The organism is Paenibacillus sp. FJAT-26967, assembly GCF_001541095.1.
Taxonomy (GTDB): Bacteria; Bacillota; Bacilli; order Paenibacillales; family NBRC-103111; genus Paenibacillus_F.
This window is the reverse complement of sequence record NZ_LMXH01000001.1, coordinates 1,408,524-1,431,228: the sequence shown is the minus strand read 5'-3', so window position 1 is coordinate 1,431,228 and position 22,705 is coordinate 1,408,524. Positions and strand designations below refer to the sequence as shown.

Annotated in this window: 19 protein-coding genes; 2 read left to right on the top strand and 17 right to left on the bottom strand. The window is 49.8% G+C overall.

The features are described 5' to 3' along the window. The 16 genes from AR333_RS06275 to AR333_RS06200 form a co-directional block, all read right to left on the bottom strand. A complete protein-coding gene (locus AR333_RS06275) occupies window positions 1–1,953 on the bottom strand; it encodes a stage V sporulation protein D (protein WP_068774424.1) in 1,953 nt (650 codons plus the stop codon). 93 nt (window positions 1,954–2,046) lie between these two features. Then, window positions 2,047–4,362, bottom strand: a complete 2,316-nt coding sequence (locus AR333_RS06270) for a penicillin-binding transpeptidase domain-containing protein (RefSeq protein ID WP_068774423.1) — start codon at window positions 4,360–4,362, stop codon at window positions 2,047–2,049. Between the two features lie 36 nt (window positions 4,363–4,398). Beyond that, window positions 4,399–4,821, bottom strand: coding sequence for a cell division protein FtsL (gene ftsL / locus AR333_RS06265; protein WP_068774422.1), 423 nt, complete (start codon window positions 4,819–4,821; stop codon window positions 4,399–4,401). Window positions 4,822–4,835: 14 nt separating this feature from the next. Next, on the bottom strand, window positions 4,836–5,786 hold the full coding sequence (gene rsmH / locus AR333_RS06260) for a 16S rRNA (cytosine(1402)-N(4))-methyltransferase RsmH (RefSeq protein ID WP_068774421.1): 951 nt from the start codon (window positions 5,784–5,786) through the stop codon (window positions 4,836–4,838). A 44-nt stretch (window positions 5,787–5,830) separates the two neighbouring features. After that, entirely contained in the window at window positions 5,831–6,268 is a 438-nt protein-coding gene (mraZ, locus tag AR333_RS06255; protein WP_068774420.1) for a division/cell wall cluster transcriptional repressor MraZ, read from the bottom strand. 260 nt (window positions 6,269–6,528) lie between these two features. Further along, window positions 6,529–7,584 carry a DUF4349 domain-containing protein gene (locus AR333_RS06250; protein WP_068774419.1) on the bottom strand — a complete coding sequence of 352 codons (1,056 nt, stop codon included), beginning with the start codon at window positions 7,582–7,584 and terminating at the stop codon, window positions 6,529–6,531. Window positions 7,585–7,750: 166 nt separating this feature from the next. Further along, complete coding sequence (locus tag AR333_RS06245) at window positions 7,751–9,013, bottom strand: adenosylhomocysteinase (RefSeq protein WP_068774418.1); 1,263 nt, start codon at window positions 9,011–9,013, stop codon at window positions 7,751–7,753. Window positions 9,014–9,027: 14 nt separating this feature from the next. Beyond that, window positions 9,028–10,662, bottom strand: coding sequence for a bacillithiol biosynthesis cysteine-adding enzyme BshC (gene bshC / locus AR333_RS06240; RefSeq protein WP_068774417.1), 1,635 nt, complete (start codon window positions 10,660–10,662; stop codon window positions 9,028–9,030). Window positions 10,663–11,159: 497 nt separating this feature from the next. Next, window positions 11,160–12,116 (bottom strand): ABC transporter ATP-binding protein, encoded by a 957-nt coding sequence (locus AR333_RS06235; protein WP_068774416.1) that lies wholly within the window; start codon window positions 12,114–12,116, stop codon window positions 11,160–11,162. Further along, on the bottom strand, window positions 12,109–13,155 hold the full coding sequence (locus AR333_RS06230) for an ABC transporter ATP-binding protein (protein ID WP_068774415.1): 1,047 nt from the start codon (window positions 13,153–13,155) through the stop codon (window positions 12,109–12,111). Before AR333_RS06230 ends, AR333_RS06235 begins: the two co-directional genes overlap by 8 nt. A gap of 14 nt (window positions 13,156–13,169) precedes the next feature. Then, window positions 13,170–14,105 (bottom strand): ABC transporter permease, encoded by a 936-nt coding sequence (locus AR333_RS06225; protein ID WP_068774414.1) that lies wholly within the window; start codon window positions 14,103–14,105, stop codon window positions 13,170–13,172. A gap of 2 nt (window positions 14,106–14,107) precedes the next feature. Then, window positions 14,108–15,040, bottom strand: a complete 933-nt coding sequence (locus AR333_RS06220) for an ABC transporter permease (RefSeq protein WP_068774413.1) — start codon at window positions 15,038–15,040, stop codon at window positions 14,108–14,110. A gap of 100 nt (window positions 15,041–15,140) precedes the next feature. Beyond that, entirely contained in the window at window positions 15,141–16,820 is a 1,680-nt protein-coding gene (locus AR333_RS06215) for a peptide ABC transporter substrate-binding protein (protein ID WP_068774412.1), read from the bottom strand. A 524-nt stretch (window positions 16,821–17,344) separates the two neighbouring features. Continuing rightward, complete coding sequence (locus AR333_RS06210) at window positions 17,345–17,737, bottom strand: DUF3397 family protein (protein WP_253735733.1); 393 nt, start codon at window positions 17,735–17,737, stop codon at window positions 17,345–17,347. A 7-nt stretch (window positions 17,738–17,744) separates the two neighbouring features. Continuing rightward, window positions 17,745–18,740, bottom strand: coding sequence for a ketopantoate reductase family protein (locus tag AR333_RS06205; RefSeq protein WP_253735732.1), 996 nt, complete (start codon window positions 18,738–18,740; stop codon window positions 17,745–17,747). Between the two features lie 146 nt (window positions 18,741–18,886). Further along, the gene (locus tag AR333_RS06200; RefSeq protein ID WP_068774411.1) at window positions 18,887–19,534 is read right to left on the bottom strand and encodes an RsfA family transcriptional regulator; all 648 of its coding nucleotides are present in this window, start codon (window positions 19,532–19,534) and stop codon (window positions 18,887–18,889) included. A 376-nt stretch (window positions 19,535–19,910) separates the two neighbouring features. On the opposite strand from AR333_RS06200, the gene AR333_RS06195 reads away from it, so the two are divergent. Beyond that, window positions 19,911–20,141: a DUF2626 domain-containing protein gene (locus AR333_RS06195; RefSeq protein WP_068774410.1), complete on the top strand. Its 231-nt coding sequence runs from the start codon at window positions 19,911–19,913 to the stop codon at window positions 20,139–20,141. A 126-nt stretch (window positions 20,142–20,267) separates the two neighbouring features. On the opposite strand, the gene AR333_RS06190 is transcribed toward AR333_RS06195, so the two are convergent. Beyond that, window positions 20,268–21,500 (bottom strand): class I SAM-dependent methyltransferase, encoded by a 1,233-nt coding sequence (locus AR333_RS06190; protein ID WP_253735731.1) that lies wholly within the window; start codon window positions 21,498–21,500, stop codon window positions 20,268–20,270. A gap of 149 nt (window positions 21,501–21,649) precedes the next feature. Here AR333_RS06190 and AR333_RS06185 point away from each other — a divergent pair, with 149 nt between their 5' ends. Continuing rightward, window positions 21,650–22,609, top strand: a complete 960-nt coding sequence (locus AR333_RS06185; RefSeq protein ID WP_068774409.1) for a hypothetical protein — start codon at window positions 21,650–21,652, stop codon at window positions 22,607–22,609. Window positions 22,610–22,705 lie beyond the last annotated feature (96 nt).

The following is a 22,705-nucleotide window of genomic DNA, read 5'->3' as shown; positions in this document are numbered from 1 at the left end:
TCAGCGCCCCTCTTTTTTGTCCGTAGCGCCTTGCGGCGGATTAGATAAGTATACACGAATTGTTGAACCCCGGTCTACTCTAGTACCGGGCTTCGGGGCCTGGCTAATTACGGTATTGCCCTCACCTGATTTCGCCAGAAGAAAATCGGAATTAAGGTCTTCGTAAATATCCTGTACCGTCGCGCCGACCAAATTGGGCACTTCTATAACCGGTGTTTCCCCCAGCTTGTATTTCTTGCTGAGCTGATTCTTATCCGGCTCCACCTTCATATAGCGAAGCGCATCCTGCATGATGTTTTTGACCAGCGGAGCTGCGATCAGTCCGCCGAACTGAATGCCTTGGGGGTCATCCACAGCCGCATAAACAACGACACGCGGATTATCCGCCGGTGCGAATCCGACAAAAGACACGATATGTTCGTTTGGAGAATAACGGCCGTTCACGACCTTCTGGGCAGTTCCCGTTTTGCCGCCTACCCGGTACCCGTCGATAAAAGCATTGCCCCCGGTTCCTTTGGCGACAACGCTCTCCAGCGCCTCCCGAACCTGTCTGGATGTATCCTCCGAAATTACCGTGTCCACCAGTTCCGGCTTAACCGTCTCAATGACACGGCCTGTTTCCGGCTCTATCCAGGACTTAGCGACATGCGGCTTGAATAATTTACCCCCGTTAATAGCTGCCGAAACAGCCGTAATTTGCTGAATCGGGGTTACGGATACACCTTGACCGAAGGCCGTCGTGGCAAGCTCGACAGGACCGACCTGAGACGGTTTAAACATGATCCCGTTCTCTTCCCCGCCTAGATCAATTCCCGTTTTGCGGCCGAATCCGAATCTCTTGATATAATCAAACAGCATGTCTTTGCCAAGCCTTTGACCAAGCACGACAAAACCCGGGTTGCAAGAGTTTTCTACGACCTGGAGGAAAGTTTCACTGCCGTGTCCGCCCCTCTTCCAGCAGCGGAGCCTGGCTCCCCCCACTTCAATCGCGCCGGGATCATGGAAGCGCTCATTCTTGAGATCCACTTTCTTCTCTTGAAGAGCCGCCGCCAGCGTAATAATTTTAAAAGTGGATCCAGGCTCGTACGTCATCCAGATCGGAAGATTACGATTATAGGTTTCCACCGGGTATTCGCTGAAATTGCCCGGATCGTAAGACGGACGGCTCCCCATCGCCAGTATTTCGCCATTGGTCGGATCCATCATAATGGCGATTGCATGCTTAGGCTGGTATTTGACCATCGCCTGATCCAGCTCACGCTCCAGGACGGATTGCAAATGCTGGTCAATGGTCAATTGGAGGTTCAGCCCATCCTTCGGTCCCGTATACTGTTCGGAGGAACCCGGCATTTTGCGGTTAGCCGCATCTGCCAAATAGGAGATATTTCCTTTCAAACCCGTCAACAACTTGTCATATTTGCTTTCCACACCCGTCAATCCCTGGTTGTAGGTCCCCGTAAAACCAAGAATATGAGCGGCCAGGTTCCCCATCGGGTAATAGCGGCGGTTATCGCCTGCAACCACGATTCCGGGCAGATTAAGCGCCTTGACCTCCTGTGCTTTTTCCAAGGTCAGCTTACGCCCCGCGGGTTTGATTTCATTGATCCGGGCACGCTTGGAAATTTGTTTAAAAATGGTTTCCTCCGGCGCCTGCAAAACTTCCGCAAGTTTAGCGGCGGTTGCCTTAGGGTCTTGGAGCTGCACAGGGATTGCCATAATCGACGGCGTGCTGATATTGTACGCCAGTTTCTCTCCGTTGCGGTCCCAAATCTCACCGCGGTTCGCCGCGAAAGGAATTTCCCGCCGCCAGGAGTCTTCCGCCTTGGCCGACAAACCCGGTCCCAGCCAAAGCTGTACATACCCCAGGCGGATAATCAGAGCGACGAATAAGACCGTTCCTAAAATCAATGCGGCGAACAAACGCCGCCGCACTGTAAAGCTCGATACTCGCATGGATAACGCTCCCCTTCCAGACAAGTCATGACTATTCTTTTCATGACTATTCGGAATAAGGGAGGGTTAGAACAAGCTTATCCTTATATTCAGTTATTCCGGAGCTTCATATTTCTCCTTGGGCGGGGTTACAACCTCGCCGCCCGGCGGAGCGAGCTGAACCGTCAGGAGCCGCTGATCTCCTTCTCCCTGAAGAGTCTGGGTCACTACATAACCCTCGCCGCTGCTTGCAGTACGAATCCCCAGAAGCGAGCACAGCTCCATCACTTCACGCAAAGATTTGCCCTTCAGATCAGGAACAGCCACTTCACCTGGCGGCTGCACAGCGAGATACAGCTTCTGATAAGGTCCGATCTCGGTACCCGGCTTAGGGAATTGCGTGATAACCTTGGTCCCCTGCCCTAGAATCTCAACTTCCAATCCGGCACGGCCGGCCGCCTCTTTGGCTTGAGCGGTTGTCAGACCTTCCAATTCGGGTGCCTTCAATGCATTGTTCTGCACAGGAGCAGCCGTTGTTTGCGTCTTACTGGACGGAACCCCCAAATACCGTAGAGAGTTCAGCATGATCTCTCTGAATGCCGGTGCCGCGACATAGTGTCCGCGTGTATAAACACCGCCCAGCTGAGGCTCGTCCGCGATAATGATCAAGACAATGCGCGGATCTTCAACAGGGGCGTAGCCGGCAAAGGAGATGACCCACTTATCCGGAGAATAACCTTTCTGACCGGGAATGACTTTATTCGCTGTACCTGTTTTGCCCGCTATGCGGTAACCTTCTATATAAGCATCTTTGCCGGTACCATCCACTTGATCGCTTACTACCTGCTCTAAATATTCGCCTACTTTATTAGCAGTCGCTTCGCTGACAGGCTGTCCCACAACTTTCGGTTTAGTCTCCTGCACGATTTCCTTGGTTGCAGGATCTATAATTTCTTTGACCACATAAGGCTGCATCAGCTTGCCGCCATTGGCTACTGCTCCATAGGCCGCCGCCTGCTGGATTGCAGTCGCCGTCAGAGCTTGCCCATAAGTAGCGGCCGCATAATCGACTTGATAAGGAAGCTTGGTTTTACCGGCTACCTCCCCATATAAGTCGATCCCGGTTTTTTTACCAAAACCGAATTTATCAATATACTGAGCCAATTTCTCCGTACCGAGCATTTTATAACCCAGGTTAACAAATGCTACGTTACTGGACTTCTTCAACCCCATTAAATATTGAATGTTTCCCCATCCGATTCTGTTATGGTCGTAGACAGGCTTCCTGCCTTCTACCTGCACAGAACCGGATTTGAACCAAGCTCCGGGATCAAAAACTCCTTCCTCGATGGCAGCAGCCAGTGTCACGAGCTTGAAGGTAGACCCTGGTTCGTACTGGGACTGAATATTATGATTCGTCTGTCCCTGCTCCGCTGCCTTCCAGAATTCATTGGGATTGTAATTCGGAAAGCTGGTCATGCCCAAGATCTCCATCGTCTTGGGATCGGCAGCAATCGCCATCAAGCTCTTCGGCTTCCATTCGTCCATAACCTTGGAAAGAGCACTTTCCATGTAATATTGGATTTTACTGTCAATGGTTAACTTAACATCTTTCCCGTTAACCGGCGGGACAAGCACCGTTTTACTTTGCACGAGTTCGACGCCTTTACTGTCGCTCTTATAGCTGATCGATCCCGGAGTCCCTTTGAGATACTCATCCATCTGGGCTTCAATGCCGACACTGGCCTTGCCTTCCCGGTTGGTATAACCGATAATTTGCGCAGCCAGATTATTTCCCGGATAAAAACGCTTTTTGCCCGTTTTAATGTTTATTCCTACGTCCGCTTTCTCGCCGTATTTCTTCTCTTTAGCATAGACCTCGGCCTGAAGCTTCTTAATAAGCGCGTTGACTTGGTCCGCTTTGGCCTTATCGATGTTCTTGCCTTCGTTATTCACCTCAACGTTCTTAAGATAGGGATCAACCAGCTTTTTATCCTTCTTATCGTCCTTCCCTTTGTCCGCTGAAGCGCCGGCATCCGTCTGATTCTCTGCAGGCGGGACAACGGTTCTTTTCTTGGTGGCGAGGCCCCGTATCTTCTCCTTCAGCTCCGAGCTATCCTGCCCATCCTTCAAGATCTCCGTCAAACCTTCTGTGACACCATCTAAAATGTCCAGCTGATTAATGAGCGACGGATTAACAGAGATGGAATAGGCAGGCACCTCTTCTGCCAGCACTCTGCTCTCTCGATCCACGATCTTACCGCGCTGAGCAGGCACTTCCCTATCGGTTTCCCATATTTGCTGAACTTCGGAGAGAAGCTTATTGGCTTTAACACCTTGAATCCAAAACACTCTTCCTACAAAGATAATAAAAAGAAGGGTAAAAACCCCTCCGATTAGTAGTGAGCGCATTTTAATTTTCTTCACCATCTACAAACACCTCACGTTCGAACTTGCTCTTGGTACCTAGCGACCCGTTGCAACAGAGCTGTCCTTGCCTCCTGCAGCCTGGCCTGTACCGGGAGTCACTTGTCTAACCTGTGCATCGTCAGCAGGCTTCAGACCTTTTTGCTTGGCAATCGCTTCAAGTCTCTCGGGATCTTTAAGCTTCTCAATTTCCTGCTTGCTGGCATCATTATCGGCTTTTACCTTTGCAATTTCGGTTTTCGTTTCCTTGATCGAACTGTTCAATTGATATATGGACGTATACCTTCCAACAATCCCGCTCGCAATCAGTACGCAAAACAGGACGAGCATCAAATACAGCAGTTTCTCGCCAACAGGCAGCTGCTTATTCTTCACGATGACTTTCTTAGTTTCGCGTACGGTTACACGCTGAGTACTGCTGGTTGATTTCTCGGCTAAGTTTCCTTGGATGTATCTTGACATATGTCCCCTCCTGATTACAGCTTTTCTGCGATACGTAGCTTGGCTGATCTAGCTCTGGAATTATGTTCGAGTTCAGCAGAACCTGCTGTAATCGGCTTGCGGTTGATAAGCTTAACCACACCGGTACTTCCGCATACACATAACGGAAAATCCGGTGGACATGTACATCTTCCCACGTAACTTGAAAAAATTTGTTTACATATACGATCCTCCAGAGAGTGGAAGGTGATGACAGAAATCCTCCCGCCCGGAGCAAGACAACGGATGGATTGATGCAAAGCGTCTTCGAAAGCGCCTAATTCATCGTTAACGGCAATCCGCAGCGCCTGAAAACTTCTTTTGGCAGGATGACCGCCCGTACGTCTGGCAGCGGCAGGTATTCCTTCCTTAATCAGTTCAACCAGTTCGCTTGTCGTCGTAATGGGAGCGTTAGCCCGGGCCTTGATAATGGCCGCGGCAATCCGCCGGGAGAACTTTTCTTCGCCATAAACATATAGAATACGGGCAATTTCGGCTTCAGGCCATTCATTGACAATGATTTTGGCCGTAAGCTCCGTACTGCGATCCATTCTCATATCAAGTTCAGCTTCCTGATGATAACTGAAACCACGCTCGGCCTCATCAAGCTGAGGAGAAGACACTCCCAAATCGAAGAGAATCCCGTTTACTTGAGGCACACCGTCTTGTAGAATCCTCGCTTCTTCTTGAAGAACTTCTTCGATTTTACGAAAATTGGTTTTGACAATGCGGACTCGGTCCCGATAAGGCGCAAGTATGTATTCAGCGTTGGCTAAAGCCGCGTCATCCTGATCCAAGGCGATCAACAGGCCTTCCGGCCCCAGTTTCGAGGCGATCACAGAGCTATGCCCTGCACCGCCTAGCGTACAATCAACATATACGCCGTCAGGATGTATGTGTAAGCCTTCTACCGCTTCTTCTTTTAGCACAGTAACATGATGAAACAAAGAAAAATCCCTCCCTAAGTAACTCGCTAAGCTTCGTCGTGATGTTATAAGTCAAAATCGAAATCAACCAGTTTCTCGGCAATTTCGTTAAAAGACTGCTCGGACTGTTCAAAATAGTTTTCCCAAACGTTCTTGCTCCAAATCTCAACTCGATTGGAAACACCAAGAACTATGCAGTCTTTTTCGAGTTTGGCATGCTCAACCAGATTGTTCGGAATGTTGACTCTTCCCTGCTTGTCCAGCTCGCTTTCAGTAGCACCGGAGAAGAAGAAGCGCGTGAATGCACGTGCGTCGGCTTTCATAAGCGGCAGCGCTTTAAGCTTCTTTTCCAGAACAGCCCACTCTGTCTTAGGGTAAACAAACAAACATTGATCAAGACCGCGTGTGACGACGAAGGAGCTGCCGAGGGCTTCGCGAAATTTAACCGGCACGATCAGCCGGCCTTTTTCGTCAATGTTATGCTGGTACTCTCCCATAAACATTGACCCTCACCCCTTCCGTCCCACTTTACACCACTTTTCACCACTTTGTATGTTTACTTCTTCATTTACACTCAAAATCCTTCTCCTAAGCAAAAATCCGTTAAATTTAATTTTTCTCATCTTTGTGGATAAGTCGAGATAAAACATAGAAAAAGCCCGATGCTGTGGGCATCAGGCTTTCTCGGAGCTTCTATTATCCACAAGTCACAATTATGACAGCTTCCAATAAAACTCCGCTGTCTATTCCGGGAACCAAGACTTTAATCCGGTTTCTTCTCCTCCTCAGAGGTTTCTTTCACTAGAAAATGATGATCACGATCAGCCGGCCGCACTTCCTTACGGGACGCCTCCGCTTTTCTTCTGCGGTGTCTAAAGTAGAACCACCCCGGAATTGCCAGAATCAAGGAAGCTGCCGCAATAGGCAGCAGGGCGGCTAACATTATAAGAATCCCTCTTAGAACCGATAACAGTACTTCAATACTTTTGTTAACCGTTGCTACAAGCTGTTGGCCCAAAGGACTCCTGCCATCTGATACAAAGGCGCCGCCAATCGGTTGATACATTCGTAGTTCTATGGTGGACAACTCCACATTCTGATCCAGAAACCTCATTCGTCCCTTAATCCTCTCTATTTCCTCCTGGACTTTTCCAAGTTCCGCGGAGAAGGCGAGCAGTTCATCCGTCTTGGCCGCCTTCTCCATAAAAGAAAGAAGTCTGGCTTCCACGACTTCTTTAGCTTTAAGTCTAGCGGCCAGATCCACGTATTCCTCTGTGACATCTTGACTCGTGACATTCCGCTGCTTGGCCGGATTCATTTTTTCCATTGCATCCAGTAATGAATTAAATCCGCCTGAAGCCACTTTAATGGTAAAATTCCCACCGATCTCAGACGAGCTCGTATTCTCTGTGAACTCTAACAAATAGGCTCCGCTGGCTGCTACTAAATTACGGAGCTCAGTCTGTGCCTGGGCATAATTCTTTACTTCCATCGTCAAATTAGCTTTATAGATCAGCTTACGGTTCAAGCTGTCTGCCGGGGCAGCCGTTGAAGGAACGGCAGAAGTATCGGTTCCTTTTAATTGAGAATCGGATTCCCTGTTTAAATCGCTTCCTTCTCCTTTCGAATCATTCCTAGCCTTGCTTAGTTCTGAATTCACGGAAGCTTTATCTGCTGCTGCATTTCCTGAGTCCGGAGCGCCGGAACCAGCCGAACCGCACCCGGCAAGAAGGATCAGGGCCATCAACAATACGGCCAAAGAACTCCATAAGCGTTTGTTTTTCTTTGCATTAGTGCGCTTCTTCTCTCTAAATGACACATTAAGCCCCCCTGAAATTCCATTATTTTCTACATCAACTACCAGACGCCATTCCGGCTCTATAAGTTGCGGTAGCTTGAGGAGGGTATTCCCCGCAAAAAAAAAAAAAAAAAAACGCTTCCCGCAGCCCCGAAGGAACTGCGAAAAGCGTTAAGGAAATAGACGATTAGTGCTCCTGCCAGCTGTCCAAATAAGCTTTCTGCTCATCCGACAGACGATCGATGGAAATCCCGAGAGACTCCAGCTTATAACGCGCTACCTGCTCGTCAAGCTCATAAGGAACATTAACGACAGCTTTGCCGATTTGCTCATAGCGGTCATTCATATATTTGAGGGACATGGCTTGCAGAGCAAAAGTCATATCCATGATTTCAGCCGGATGTCCGTCACCTGCGGCCAGATTAACCAGACGGCCTTCAGCCAGAAGATAAATTTTGCGGCCGTCTTTCAATTGATACTCCTCGATGTTCCGGCGTACCGTGCGCACGGAAACAGATTGAGCTTCGAGTTCAGGTTTGTTCACTTCTACGTCGAAATGTCCGGCATTAGACAGAATCGCTCCGTCTTTCATTACTTCGTAGTGTTCACCGCGGATAATATCGCGATTTCCTGTTACAGTAACGAAGTAATCTCCGATCTTGGCCGCATCCGACATCGAAAGTACAGTGAATCCGTCCATATAAGCTTCAACCGCTTTGATCGCGTCAATCTCGGTCACAACGACTTGGGCACCGAGACCTTTGGCACGCATAGCAACCCCTTTGCCGCACCAGCCGTAACCAGCAACGACGACTGTCTTACCTGCAACAACAAGGTTCGTGGTCCGGTTAATTCCGTCAAAGACCGACTGTCCAGTGCCATAACGATTGTCAAACAAATATTTGCAGTTCGCATCGTTGACCGCTACCATCGGGAATTCCAGACGGCCTTCTTTCTCCAGCGACTTCAGACGCAAAATACCTGTTGTTGTCTCCTCCGCTCCGCCGCGGACACCCTCCAGCAAATCACGGCGTTCCGAATGAAGTATGGTAACCAGATCGCCGCCATCGTCGATAATCAGATCCGGTCTGGTTTCAAGTGTTTTGATCATCAGTTCTTTGTATTCCTTCGGATCCGGATTGTACTTGGCAAAGACCGTGATGCCGTCTTCAACAAGTGCAGCACACACATCATCCTGGGTAGAGAGCGGGTTGCTGCCCGTTATGGTTACCTCAGCTCCGCCTGCCTGAACGACTTTGGCCAGATAAGCAGTCTTTGCCTCCAAATGGAGGGAAATAGCTACTTTAAGCCCACGGAACGGCTGTTCCTTCTCGAATTGTTCCCGGATCCGATTCAGAACCGGCATGTGCGCTTGAACCCAATCAATTTTCAAGTGACCTTCCGGTGCAAGGCTTTTATCGGTTACGATACTGTTTTCTGCTGCAGTCATGGCACTTCCTCCTCTTATATGTAGATCAGATAATGGCTGCCGTCAGGGGCCAGATCAGCCTCAAGCAGTTCACTAAGCCAATTATACCCGTAACGGTTCAAAAATGCGCAAACATTGTATACACGCTCCTGCGGCTTGCCCAGTGGAGTCAGGGACTGTTCCACACGCTTCCACTGGGCCAAAGCAGTCTCGTGCTTGCTTACAAGCGCCTGCTCCGACTTGTGCTGCAAATAATCGATCTGGCGCAGAATCTTATCCAGATTGCTTCGTCCCAGCTCGGGCAGTCCCGCTTCTATCGAAGCGAGTGAATCCAGCAGCGGCGAGTAGATCTCTCGCACGCCGGCCCGGGCTTCCTCGAAGCGCTCCTCGACGGGGAATGGACTCTGGCCGCCGAGCCAAGCTTCCTTCCGCGCCGCCAGGGAGCCGGAAGCCGCATCATCCATGGACAATCCGTACTTGTCCATCCACTTCGTCACGGTGTCTTCGACAATCGTGAACTCGAGGCGCGGCAGTACGATCGGCATCGTCATGCCGCTGAGGTGAAAAGCGTCCCGTGTCATCGCCCAGTAGGCAACCTCAGCGGGACCAAGTACGGTGCCCAGCACGGGCAGCAGGAACTCCTGCATGAGCGGCCGCGACATGACACCGTTGCTTAGGCGCTCAGGCTCCTCAGCGGCTATCTTCAGCAGTTCTTCCCTGCTGAAGGTCCGCAGCCCTTTCTTGTCGGCGAAGCCGTCCCCGCTGCGCTGCAGCAGGACACGCTCGCCGCGGTCATGGACGAACAGGTGAGCCTGTTCGTCCGATACATCCACTTGAGGCGCGTAACCCAGCGACTCAACCTGCTCGCGGCCGCGGATAAGCGCTGCCGCAAGCGAGGCACTGCCGCCGATGAGCTGCGCGAACATCGGCCCTTCAAGCCTGCGCAGCGCCGGATCGTCGGCGTCAAGCAGCACGAGGCCGCTGTCGCCGAAGAGCGCCGCCATCCAGCCGGCGAAAGCTCCGCTCAGTGTACGATCGGCGGCAATCGCAGTGCGCAAATCGCGCAGCAGCCCGGCTTTGTGCGGGCTGTCCGGCAGCGCTTCATCCAGCTGATGCAGCGCTGCTTCCCACGCCTCCGGTTCTGCTTCCCAGCGGCTTACCGAGGTGCGCAGATTCCAGGGTCTGTCAATCGTAATCTTGCTGATGTCGAGCCCCGGACGCAAGACATGGATATGATCGACTTCTTCGAAGTCGTGATCCTCCCCTGCGATCCAGAAAACCGGAACAACCGGCGTTCCGAGTTCCGCCTCTGCCTGCCTCGCCGCCATAATGAGCGTAACGGCTTTGTAGATCACATACAGCGGCCCGCCGAACAAGCCGGCCTGCTGACCGCCTACGACGGCAAGTGTGTCTTCGTCAGCAAGTTTGCCTGCTGCGGCAACTGCCGCTTCCTTACCGCCCATACGACGGTTATATTCAATCAGCACCTCTGCAAGCACGCTGCGGTCCGCACGCAGTGCATCCGAATGACGGACAGCATCGGCCCGTTCATGCATACTTTCCTTGCCCCACGGATTATAATCAAATAACGACGACACACGGCCGTATTGTTGGATGTAATCCTCGGTTAAAGGCTGGCTCTTCTTCCATTTATAAGCTGTACACGGCATCTCTAGCAGCCGCCTCCCCCGTTAACCCTGTCTGTTAAATTCTCTTTCCTGATTGTACACGCCAATACGACTATCGTCAAAATGTAAGCTACTATTAAAACATATCACACTAACTGTACTTTTTAAATACACATTTATCCGGGTCGTCCGGATCTAAATAATAATTAACGTCCATGAACTGAATTTATTTACCATTAAGTACATGTTATTTTGTTTCCATTATCCTCTATAATATGAAATGACATACATGGCGTCCAGTCTGATTTATCGCTAATTGCTCTACTCCAATGATTCAATAATCCCCCTGTGAACTTCTATGTTCATTCGGGACTTTCTTCATATTGAGGTTAAAATAAATTCATCTGCCATAATCGTTTTTATTTTTTGTATCCCCCTATCCGCAGTACATTATTAATTCTTCCGTACGAAAAAAAACCGTCTGTCCAGACTGACCGATTACTCGGAAAGCTCTGGTACAGACGGCGTACTAAGAACATTTAGTATAAATGGCAGGAAACAAAGTGTCCCGGCTCTACTTCTTTCATCGGAGGCATAGAACCTGCACACACATCCATCGCCTTCGGGCAGCGCGTCCGGAATGGACAGCCGCTCGGCGGGTTTAGCGGGCTCGGCACCTCGCCTTTAAGGATAATGCGTTCCCGCTTACGCTCAATTTCAGGATCCGGAATCGGGATTGCGGACAGCAGAGACTGCGTGTAAGGATGCAGCGGTTTTGCATACAAATCGACGGATGTCGTTACCTCAACCAGATTACCCAGGTACATAACGCCAATCCGGTCCGAGATATGCTTCACCATCGCAAGGTCATGCGCAATAAACAAATACGTAAGACCGTGGTCTTTCTGCAATTTCTTAAACAGATTCACGACTTGGGCTTGGACGGATACGTCCAGCGCCGAGATCGGCTCATCGGCAATAATAAATTGCGGCTCGATCGCCAGTGCCCGGGCAATCCCGATCCGCTGACGCTGTCCGCCTGAGAACTCGTGCGGAAAACGGCTTGCGTGCTCGGCGTTCAGGCCCACCGCATCCAGCAGTTCCATGACGCGCTCTTTCCGCTTCTTACCGGTAGAAAGACCATGAATGTCAATGCCTTCGGCAATGATGTTCCCGACGGTCATACGCGGATTCAGCGATGCGTAAGGATCTTGGAACACCATCTGCATATTGCGGTGAAATTCATGCATTTTACGGCCGCTAAGCTTGTGGACATTCTCCCCGTTAAAAATGACTTCACCATCGGTCGCTTCATATAAACGGATAATAGTACGGCCGGCTGTGGATTTACCGCAGCCGGATTCCCCTACCAGTCCGAAAGTCTCACCGCGAAATATATCAATGGAGAAATTATCTACCGCTTTAAGAATCTTGCCTGGACCCAGATCGAAGTGCTTCTTCATATTGCGAATAGAAAGAATCGGTTGTTCAGACATGCTGCTTCCCTCCTACTTCGACGGGCCGCTCAACTTTGGGCGCATCCGGATGGAGCAGCCAGCAAGCTGCGCTGTGTTCCGATGACAGAGGAGTATGTTCCGGATCTTGCTCGACACATACTTGCATGGCATAAGGACAGCGAGCTGCGAAGGCGCAGCCTTTAGGCGGTGCGAACAAATCGGGCGGTGTTCCCGGAATCGGGACAAGCTCTTCGTCCGCTCTCGTATCCAGACGAGGAACGGATTTGAGCAGCCCCCATGTGTATGGATGTCTCGGATCATAGAAGATCTCGTCGACGGTGCCTCTCTCGACAATTTTACCCGCATACATAACGACAACGCGGTCTGCCATTTCGGCAACTACACCCAGGTCATGGGTAATCAGTATGACGGATGACCCTGTTTTCTCGGACAGCTGCTTCATAAGTTCAATAATTTGAGCTTGAACGGTCACATCCAAAGCCGTTGTCGGTTCATCCGCAATCAGAAGCTTCGGCGTACAAGCAAGTGCAATGGCAATCATAACACGCTGCCGCATACCGCCTGAGAATTCATGCGGGTACTGTTTGACGCGACCTTCCACATTGGATAGACCGACAAGACGAAGCAGTTCCATGGCACGCTGCTGGGCGGTTTCTTTGTTCATGCCCTGATGCTTGATCAAGCTTTCTGAAATCTGGCGGCCGACTGTCATAGTCGGATTCAAAGAAGTCATCGGATCCTGGAAAATCATACCCATTTCCGAGCCGCGGATCGATTCCATTTGAGTATTGCTAAGCTTGGCGATATCTACCTCGCCTTTATTGCTTTTAAACTTTATAGATCCGCCTTTAATAACGCCGGGAGGTGAAGGAATCAGACGCATAAGCGTTTGGGAAGTTACGGACTTGCCGCAGCCCGACTCTCCTACGATGGCGAGCACTTCGCCCTTTCTCACATCGAAGGAGACGCCGCGTACCGCCTGAACTTCACCCGCATACGTATTAAAGGAGACCTTCAAATCATTAACTTCAAGAATATTTTCTTTGTGCTTACTCAAGGTACTCCCTCCTTCTACTTACGCATTTTCGGATCAAGTGCATCGCGCAGGCCGTCACCGAGCAGGTTGAAGCTGAGCAGAATCAAACTAAAGACGAAGGTTGGAAATAACAAGCGATACGGGAAATAGCGCATGTTGTTCGCCCCGTCCGACATAAGTGATCCAAGAGAGGCAAGCGGCGGTCTCAAACCGACACCGACAAAGCCCAGGAATGCTTCTGCAAAAATAGCAGAAGGGACAACGAACGTGATTTGAACCACAATAATACCCAAAGCGTTCGGAACAAGGTGACGCAGGATGATACGGGAAGTATTTGCACCGAGTGTACGGGAGGCAAGTACATATTCCTGCTCTTTCAATTGAAGCACCTGTCCGCGGACAAGCCTTGCCATCGGCACCCAGCCTGTAATCGCATAAGCAATAATAATAGAGGTTATACCCGGCTTCAGTACCATCATCAGCAAGATCGCGATCAAGAGGAACGGGATTGAATAGATCACTTCAATAAAACGCTGCATGATCGAATCTACTTTTCCGCCATAGTATCCGGAGATACCGCCATAGATAACGCCTACAATCAAGTCAATGATTGCAGCGATAATCCCGATGAATAACGATACGCGGGTTCCCCACCAGACACGGGTCCACAAATCACGTCCCAGATCATCTGTTCCGAACCAGAATTCCGCACTCGGCTTCTGGTTTGCCATCGGTGGATTTGTCGCGCTGTAGGTGTGGCTTGACAGCAGAGGAGCAATGATAGACATAATCGTTAGAATGATAAGTATAAACAAGCCGGCCATAGCCAGTCGATTTTTCTTAAGTCGTCGCCAAGCATCCTTCCAATACGTCTGCGACGGGCGGACGATTTGTTCCTGCAGCTGCTCATCTTTTGGAAGAGGAACAAACTTGCCTGGTGCGATAACTTGGGGTTGTCCTTGTTTTTGCATGCTTATTTCCCGCCTTTCCCCAGACGAATTCTAGGGTCAATATACCCATAGAGGATGTCGGTAATTAGAATTACAAAAATTAGAATAGCAGAATAAAAAACTGTCAATCCTGAAATAACCGTATAGTCATTCGAATAAATAGCGTTAACCAATTGCTTACCTAAGCCTGGAACCGAGAAAACTTGTTCCACAACAACCGTACCGGTTATGAGGCCGGCAAAAACCGGACCGATAATGGTTACAACGGGCATAATCGCATTTCGGATCGTATGACGCCATACAACTGTTCGGCCTGACAAGCCTTTAGCTTTAGCCGTCTTGATGTAATCCTGATTAAGAACATCTAGCATAGAGGTTCGCATCATTCTGGCTACATTCGCCATGGTTCCGAACGTAAGCGCAAGAGTTGGCAGAATCTTATAAGACGGGCCTTTCCAGAGAGCCGGCGGCAGCAAGTGCCACTTATTCCCGATGTAATAAGCAATAATCGGACCCAGGACAAACGAAGGAACCGCAATCCCAAGCACCGCGATAAACATGGCCGTACGGTCCTGCCATTTATTGTGATTAAGTGAAGCGACAATCCCGAGCAGCAATCCGAACACAACAGCTATCGAAATCGAATATAATCCAAGTTCAAGAGAGGCCGGGAAGCCCCCTTTAATCATGTCCGCTACATCTCTGGCGGGGAATTGGAATGAAACCCCCAAATCACCTTGCAGAATGTTCTTGACATAGATTAAATATTGCTGCCAATAGGGCTTATCCAAGCCGTACTGGGCAAGAAGAATTTGATAATTCTCTTTGGTCATCTTCAGAACTGCTTCACCAAACGGATCGCCTGGGAGCAATTTCATTAGAACGAAGGTGAGCGTGACGATAAGCCAGAGTGTAATGAGTGCATATAACAGACGTTGCAGGATATATCTGAACACATAAGATCCTCCTTTGGGATAAAATGAAGCCGGAAGGGGACGTCCCGCGAGGTGCGTCCCCTTCTGACTTAAGGTGCTATAAAGCTGAATGAAAAGTAGCTTATTTCGCCGCCTTCATTTCTACCCAACGAGCTTCCCACTCCATACCGTAGTTCGGCAGAACAAGTCCGCTTGCTGTGTTACGTACGAGGTAAGGAACTTTACGGGAGTAAAGAGGACCGACCGGCATATCCGTCATAAGAATCTTCTCTGCATCGACGAGCAATTGAGCACGTTTTGCAGGATCGGCTTCTTTGTCGGCTGCTTTAATCTTCTCGTCATAAGCCGGATTGCTGTAATACACGTTGTTGAATTCGCTGCCGGTTACCCACATATCGAGGAACGTCATCGGGTCGTTATAATCAGCGCCCCATAGAGCCATGATGATATCGTAATCACCCTTGTTCTGGCGTTCTACACGCAGTTTGTGAGGAATTGGCTCGCCCACTGGTTTGTAGCCGAGGTTCTTCTCCCACTCGCCCATGATGAACTCGATCGTTTTCTTGCCTGTACCCTGCTCATCGCCTGTCAGCTTCATTTCAGGAAGCTTGTCGATACCCAGTTCTTTCAGACCAGCGGCAAGATATTCTTTCGCTTTAGCAGGATCTGCCTTAGGAAGAGTCTCACCCGCGGACTTACGGAATTCATTCTTGTTGCCATCTTGTGTTCCGTCTGCTACGAGTCCTTTAGCAGGAGCTGTACCGTTCTGCAGAATCGTATCTACATAAGACTGGCGATCGACAGCAAGTGTCAGCGCCTTACGAATGTTAGCGTTCGCAAGAGCTTTGTTCTTGGTGTTAAACATAAGGTAAGCGGAAGTCAACTCATTCTTAATTTGAATGTTTGCTTTCTCAGCATCTTTCTTCGCCATGTACTGCGGACCGGAAAGGTTGATCAAATCCGTTTCTTCTGTTTCATACAAGTTCAGGGATGTATTGGAGTCTGTTACGATATTCACAACCAGTTTCTCCAACTTCACGTTGGCAGCATCCCAGTAGTTCGGGTTTTTCTCGAACGTCAGGCTGGCGTCATGCTTCCATTCTTTCAGAACGAAAGGACCTGCACCCACGATTTTGTCTGCGTCTCCGCCGTATTTTTCGCCGTTCTTTGTTACCATATCTTCACGCTGAGGGAAGAAGATCGGGAAAGCTAGCAGCTGCTCGAAGAATGTAATTGGCTTCTCCAATTTGATTTCAAGCGTCTTGTCGTCAAGCGCTTTAGCACCGAGTGCCGCCTTTTTCGCTTCCAGTTCTTCCGGCTTAGCTTTAATTACATCGTTACCGCCCTTGATCCATGCAGGCATGAAACCATACATAGCTTTCGTGCTTGGATCCAGTGTGCGTTGGAAGGAATACACAAAATCACTTGCTTTAACAGGCTGTCCATCCGCCCATTTCGCATCACGAAGTTTGATCGTGTAAGTAAGACCGTCTTCAGAAACTTGCGGCTTGTCTGCCGCCAGACCCGGCTGAGGCTTGCCGTCTTTATCGATCCGGTACAATCCTTCGTTAAGTGCATTCAGCATTGTAAACGCTGCATTCGTAGTTCCTTTGGAGCTGTCAAGAACCGGAGGTTCTGCATTGAAGTTCACGCGCAATTCTTGTTTAGCGGCCGGCTTAGCTGTCTCTTTGCTATCGCCCGATGCTGCCGGAGCTTCCTCGCCATTGCCGCAACCTGCTGCCAAACTGCCAACAAGCGTCAGCGCTACTGCTGTAGACACCCATTTTTTTGTAGTTTTCATTTCGGTATTTTCCTCCCTTTAATAGATGATTCTTATGGATCAAGGCGCTTGACCGAAAATTTTGAATTTTCCGGCGACACCGCTTCCCCTGCTTACGAGGGTAATACCGAAGGCCAACAAAATCCAAGATTAGAAGCGATCTTGGATGGTACGGTCCGGCAACCTATGTCACATTTTATAACATAGAATGTCAGAACGTCTAGCCCCTTTACAAAGAAAATCTCTTACAAGCGGCAATTTGTTAAAATGTTGTAAAATTCAAAACTGTTACTAATTACCTATTATACAACCAAAGGTCAATAAAATCTACTTGTAATTTTCTACATAAGAGGAGTAATCCGGCCCGTCCAACAAACCTTCAACACCTTGTCTGGCGCACGTTACAGCGTTAAAACAGCACTTGATTGAACTAAGGTCAATTCATCCCGTTAGCGGGGGTTCTAAAAGGCTTGCAGTAGGATTTTAGACAGAAAAGGCTCTCTTGCATTCGAATGCTTGTAAAAAACCCCAGGAGGAAGGGGCTGCTAGGCTAGTATAGCAGTCCCCATCCAGATGAACATAAACATGACATAAAGCACCGTAAGTCCCATAAAACTAAGACGCCAAACGATACGTAATGACTTGCCCAGCTCCACCTTCCCCTTTTTGTCCGTATGATAACCGCCAATTAACCCAAAGACAATCAGGATCAACAGAAGCAGAAACCACAAACCGAAGGAACTCACGAAAATTTGGTTCCACAGCGAAGCGACAGAACCGAGCAGCAGGAAGGTCGTGATATCCATGGTAATCCGGACTGATTTTTTCTTGTGTTTGGTAAAAGCATAGACGATTATCCAAATGAGCACAAAGGAAAGTATAGGAAGCATTGCCAGAGCCGCATACAAATTCGAAAGACTTTCTGCCAGAAAATCCAACCATTCATCACCCTTTTAGTTCCGCCGCTTTAATTAACCGGTACACAGTCTCATTCACGGGCAAAGCTAATCCTGCTCGTTCCGCCAGCCGCAGTAAACCGCCATTAATCGATTCAATCTCCGTAGGCCTGCCGGCCATAAGATCCTGAAGCATCGAAGAATGATTGCCGGCCGTCTTGCGGCAGACCTGCAAGATTTCGTCCCAGTGCGATTCCTCAATGGAAATCCCCTGATATTTCGCCACTTCCACGCCTTCATCAAAAATGCTGCGCATCAATGAAAGGGCTTGTGGAGATTCAGGGAGTTCTCCATTGCTTACACCCAGAAGGGCAGTCAGAGGATTAATAACCGCATTAATCAGCAGCTTTTCCCAAATCGTGTGATTTATATTTTTCGACAACGATGCCTGAAATCCTGCTTGTTCGAAGCATTTTTGAATGTCGTCCATAACCCCTTCTGACAAAGGGCCGCTCTCATCCGGATACACCAGTCCGATCCGTGTCCAGCCCCGGCCCGTATGGGCTGCGGAGATAGGAGTAATCTTGCGGGCGCCTTCTGTCGTAACAGCTTGAATCAGATGATCCCGATTTGCTGAGATGCCCAGCGCATCCCAGTGTCCGATTCCGTTCTGGATCGAGAGAATCATTGTTTCTCTAACCGCAGAGGCTATGTAGGAGGCTATTTCCCCATGCATCACCGTCTGCTTAACCGCGAGAAGGATCACATCCGGCTTCGATCCCGAGGTCTGCGACTCCCAGACCAAGTCTTGGAAGCTGCGGACGTTGTCCACATGAATATAGACCGACGACTCTCCCTCAATTTCAATGCCATTCTCCCGGAGAAGAAGCGCCTGTTCTCTAGTCCGTGTAACAAGGTCGATCCGGCAGCCCGATGCAGCCAGTTTAGCTGCGAACAAAAGACCTAACGATCCCCCGCCTATTACGCGGATATATTTCTTTGTCTCTATATTTTCCGCCCCCTCTTCAATCTCTCTATACGTCACAAATGAGGCACTAGTAAGTTCATCAACGGATTTTTAATATCCGAATTTCCTCTAAGAGTATAAAACGCCCGGAGACCTTTTAACAATACACAATAACATAAAAAATCCCGCCGCATCTAGCCGGACGGGACTCTTAAACTTTCAGCTTAATCAATTCTTTCGAGATTGCCATTTGCATCCATTTTAAAACGCGGTTTACTATCATCTTCTTCTTCCACAAGGAAGGCCATTTTACGTGCCCGATCCATGATCTGTATAAGCGCCTTATAATCGTCATTGACTACACGGTAATCGGTTTCAACTTCATTGACTTGCTTATTGAGCTGTTCATTCTCACGGCGGAATTTAGCCAGTTCTTCTTCTTTTTCATGCAGAGCTCGTTCAACTTGCTTAATATGACGCATAAGATCCTGATAAGTCTGCTTCCATTGGCGCAGAAAACGGATGACCGCATCAATCGATAGGGCCTCTTCGTTCACTTCCCTGGATCTGCTGTCCATTCCTTCCAGAACCGCTGTGGCTGTTCCCCCGCTAAAAACGGATACAGCCGCATGTTTCTTAAGCTGAGCTCTTTTTTGTCTTTGGGCTTTGGCGATTTGTATCGCAGCCTCGTATTTTTTGCGCACAAAGCTGTTCCAGCGAAAACCGCAGGCTGCTGCTGTACGGCCGATTCTTTCACCTACTTCTTCAAAAGCGGCGAGCTGAGTCCCGCCCTCCCGGATGTGACGCAGCGTAACTTCCGCTAGAATCAAATCATCTTCATCGCTCCATGCGTCCTGCCTGATTGCCGTCATCTTTTACAATCCTCCTAACCTATTGTCCAAAAGTAGATCATGTCACCAGTCGTGCACCCGGTAATCCACATGCCTATCCGACCGGACCGTTCGTTATAAGCGGACAGGAATGATTAGCCGCGAACGTATCCATTCGTAATATCTCTATGCCCCTGGTAGATTTCATAGAATCTATTCGATACTATTTGGTATTTCCAAAATTTATGACACTCATACCTCTGATAATTTAGTTGAGAGAGGAAATACCCACCATTTCTGTAAACCCTGTCACAATCTTTTAACAAAGGTTGTCTTTTGTATGTTTACACTACCGGGTCTACTGGGTATAATGAAGATTAGATTATTTCGCATCGTGGTAGGAGAGGGGGAAATTTTCATGGATCGCATGTTCCGAGTTCTAGGTTTCTGGACTCTGGTGATCGCCCTGATGAGTTTGGCGGGAGAATTGTATCCCATGTCCATGCTGTTCTTTTTTCAAACCATTGTATTTGTAATGCTGGGTTATCTGAAACTTTCGGAAAAGACATACATTGTCCTTTTCTGGGGTTATATGGTCCTTTCGTTTAGCGGATTTACGTATTGGTCCGTCTTCAAAATGCCACTCTAACCCTCACATGCAACCTACATAATGGCACTTGAACAAAAAAGGTGTTTCGCGACTGAAATCGCGAAACACCTTTTTTTGCGGGATCTTCCTTCCCTCTGAAGCACGCCGCCAGCGGACGGTGGCCGTTTAGCCGCGCGCTAGCGTCAGCACCTTGAACAGCTCGCTCATGCCGTCGCTGAGCAGAAGCTGCCGGATCGCCCGGTTGCTGCGCGCCTCCGGGCCCAGCGGGTCCGTGCCGGCATGCGCCGCCAGCCGGCCGAGAATCCCGCAGCGCACAAGAAACTCGCGCTGCGTCTCATACCCGGCGACGGTCCATCCCGCCGCACGGGCCGCCCCCATGCACGCCGTAAAATCGACGTGCGCGGTAATATCCTTGCGCCCCGGTGCGGCGTAAGGAAGATCATCGGCGAGGTGCCGCCGGTAGCACAGCAGCGTCCCCTTCATCCGGTGGGACGCATAGAGCTCCCCGGCGGTATCGCCGTAGTCCACCACCAGCATCCGGCCGCTGCGGATGCGCGGGGCCACGCGGGCGATCCACTTGCCCGCGTCCAGGTTCACCTCCGCCTGCTGCCCGTCCGCCAGGCGGATGGCTTCGCGGCTTATATGCACAGCAGCCGCGTGACCTTCTTCGAGCGGCAGCCAGCGCTCGCACCACCCGCCGCGGTCGTCCCGGCCGACCGCGCACAGCTCGAGCCGGCCGCCCCAGGAGCGGATGCGGTGCACAGGCATCGCATCCAGCAGCTCGTTAGCGATGGCAAAGACGCCATCGCCGGACGGCTCGGCAAGCCACTGCGCTTCCGCAGCGAAGCGCAGGCGGGCGCCGTGTTCCCGCAGCTCCTGCTGCTGCATATTGCGGTGGTACGCGCTTGATTCGATGGAGGTGAAACGAATCCTCTCGTACAAGGCAGGCTCTTGATCACGCAGGGCATCCAGCACCTGCTTCGCAAGCCTGCCGGTGCCCCCGCCCCACTCCACCAGCTCAACCGGGCGATCTGGACTCTCAGAATTCGAGAAGCGAATGACCTCTTGCGCAATCATTTCTCCCATCCAGCGGCCTACATATGCACTTGTATAGAAATCCCCATCCCGGCCGATCTTGGGCTCTTCCCGGCGGTAATAACCGCAAGATTCCTCATAGAGGCAAATTTCCATGTAGGTCCGGAAGGAGAGAACTCCTAATGGGGATTCACTCATCTTGCGGAGAAGTGCTGCTTCAACCCCCGGATGACCGTTTAGAATGAAGGGATCTCCATTTTCTTGTGTTCTCCTCTCTTTCTCCACCCGGGCCTCTCTCACTTGCGGGACATCCGAAGCTGCTCTCTCGGTTTTTATCGAATTCTTATCATAGAGATCGGACACTTATTAATCCCCCGTTCTAGGTCTATTTTCTTTACTTCGCAGATCCGATTCAATCATTTTTTTACGTTTCGCCTCAAAAAGTAGGGATAAAGACAAACCCTAGTTGAATAGATATAATAGAGAAGGTAGATTAAGGAAGGAGCTTCTTCATGTTTAAAAAATGGCTCTTACTTGCATTCGTCGCCGTTGTCCCTGCCGCCTTGGTTAACGGCTGTACCGACCGCGCTGCTACTAGAGCAGCCGTACAGCAGGCTCTGACCAAACAGGCTGAGATGAACTCATACTCGTTTACCGGAAACGCCGAATTAAAGATGAACGGACTCCTGGAGGACCAGAACGTAAGTCCCTTGACCGCGCAGCTCTTTTCTTTCCTTAAAGACAGCCGGATCTCTTGGGAAGGGTCTATCGAAGCGAAGCCTTTCCGAACCCAGACCGATCTTACCATGAATTCAAGAAGCACCGGTGCCGAATTAACCATTCCCGTCTTTTTCCAAGATAACAAATTATACTTCCGCCTGCCACTTCTTAATCAGAAGGACGAATACTTCGTCACCAGCTTGAAATCACCGGGTGATCAACAAGGCACCAACGCGATAGACAAGCTTCAGCAAGTGTCAGACCTTACTTCTGACCTGTCTGATTTGCTTATGGAAGGAGCAGACGCTGCCTGGTTCGATGAAGATGACACTATACTCGCAGACGGCTCCTCCGCCAAATCTTATACGGCTGCCGTAACCCGGGTGAACGCAGGAGCGTGGAACAAACAGCTTCAAGAGAAGCTGCCGCGCGTCATGGATGCCCTTCAGGCTAACGGATTTATCTCAGATACACAGGCAGCACTATGGAAGCAAGAAGCCGCTAAGTTTAAGCTCAAAGCCCCGGGCAAATGGTCCGTTACGGTGGACGGGCAAGGATTCATTCGTAAACAGGAAATCGATCTGATCTTCACGGACAGCGGCAGCAAACCGGATACGTCAGAGGACAAGAAAATAAAGCTGCAGCAGACATTTGACGCCATCAATCGGGTACCGGCCGTTCAGAAAGAAGTCCCTGCACGCACCAAATCTTTCGATGAAATTCTTAAACGTTTGGAAGGTGCAAGTAAATAATCAGTTACCTGCTTACGTTCCGGATTCGGGAGGTAAGTATTTTTTTGAAGGACCATTTCAAATTTCTGGACTTATCACAGGTAAAAAGGGGCTCTT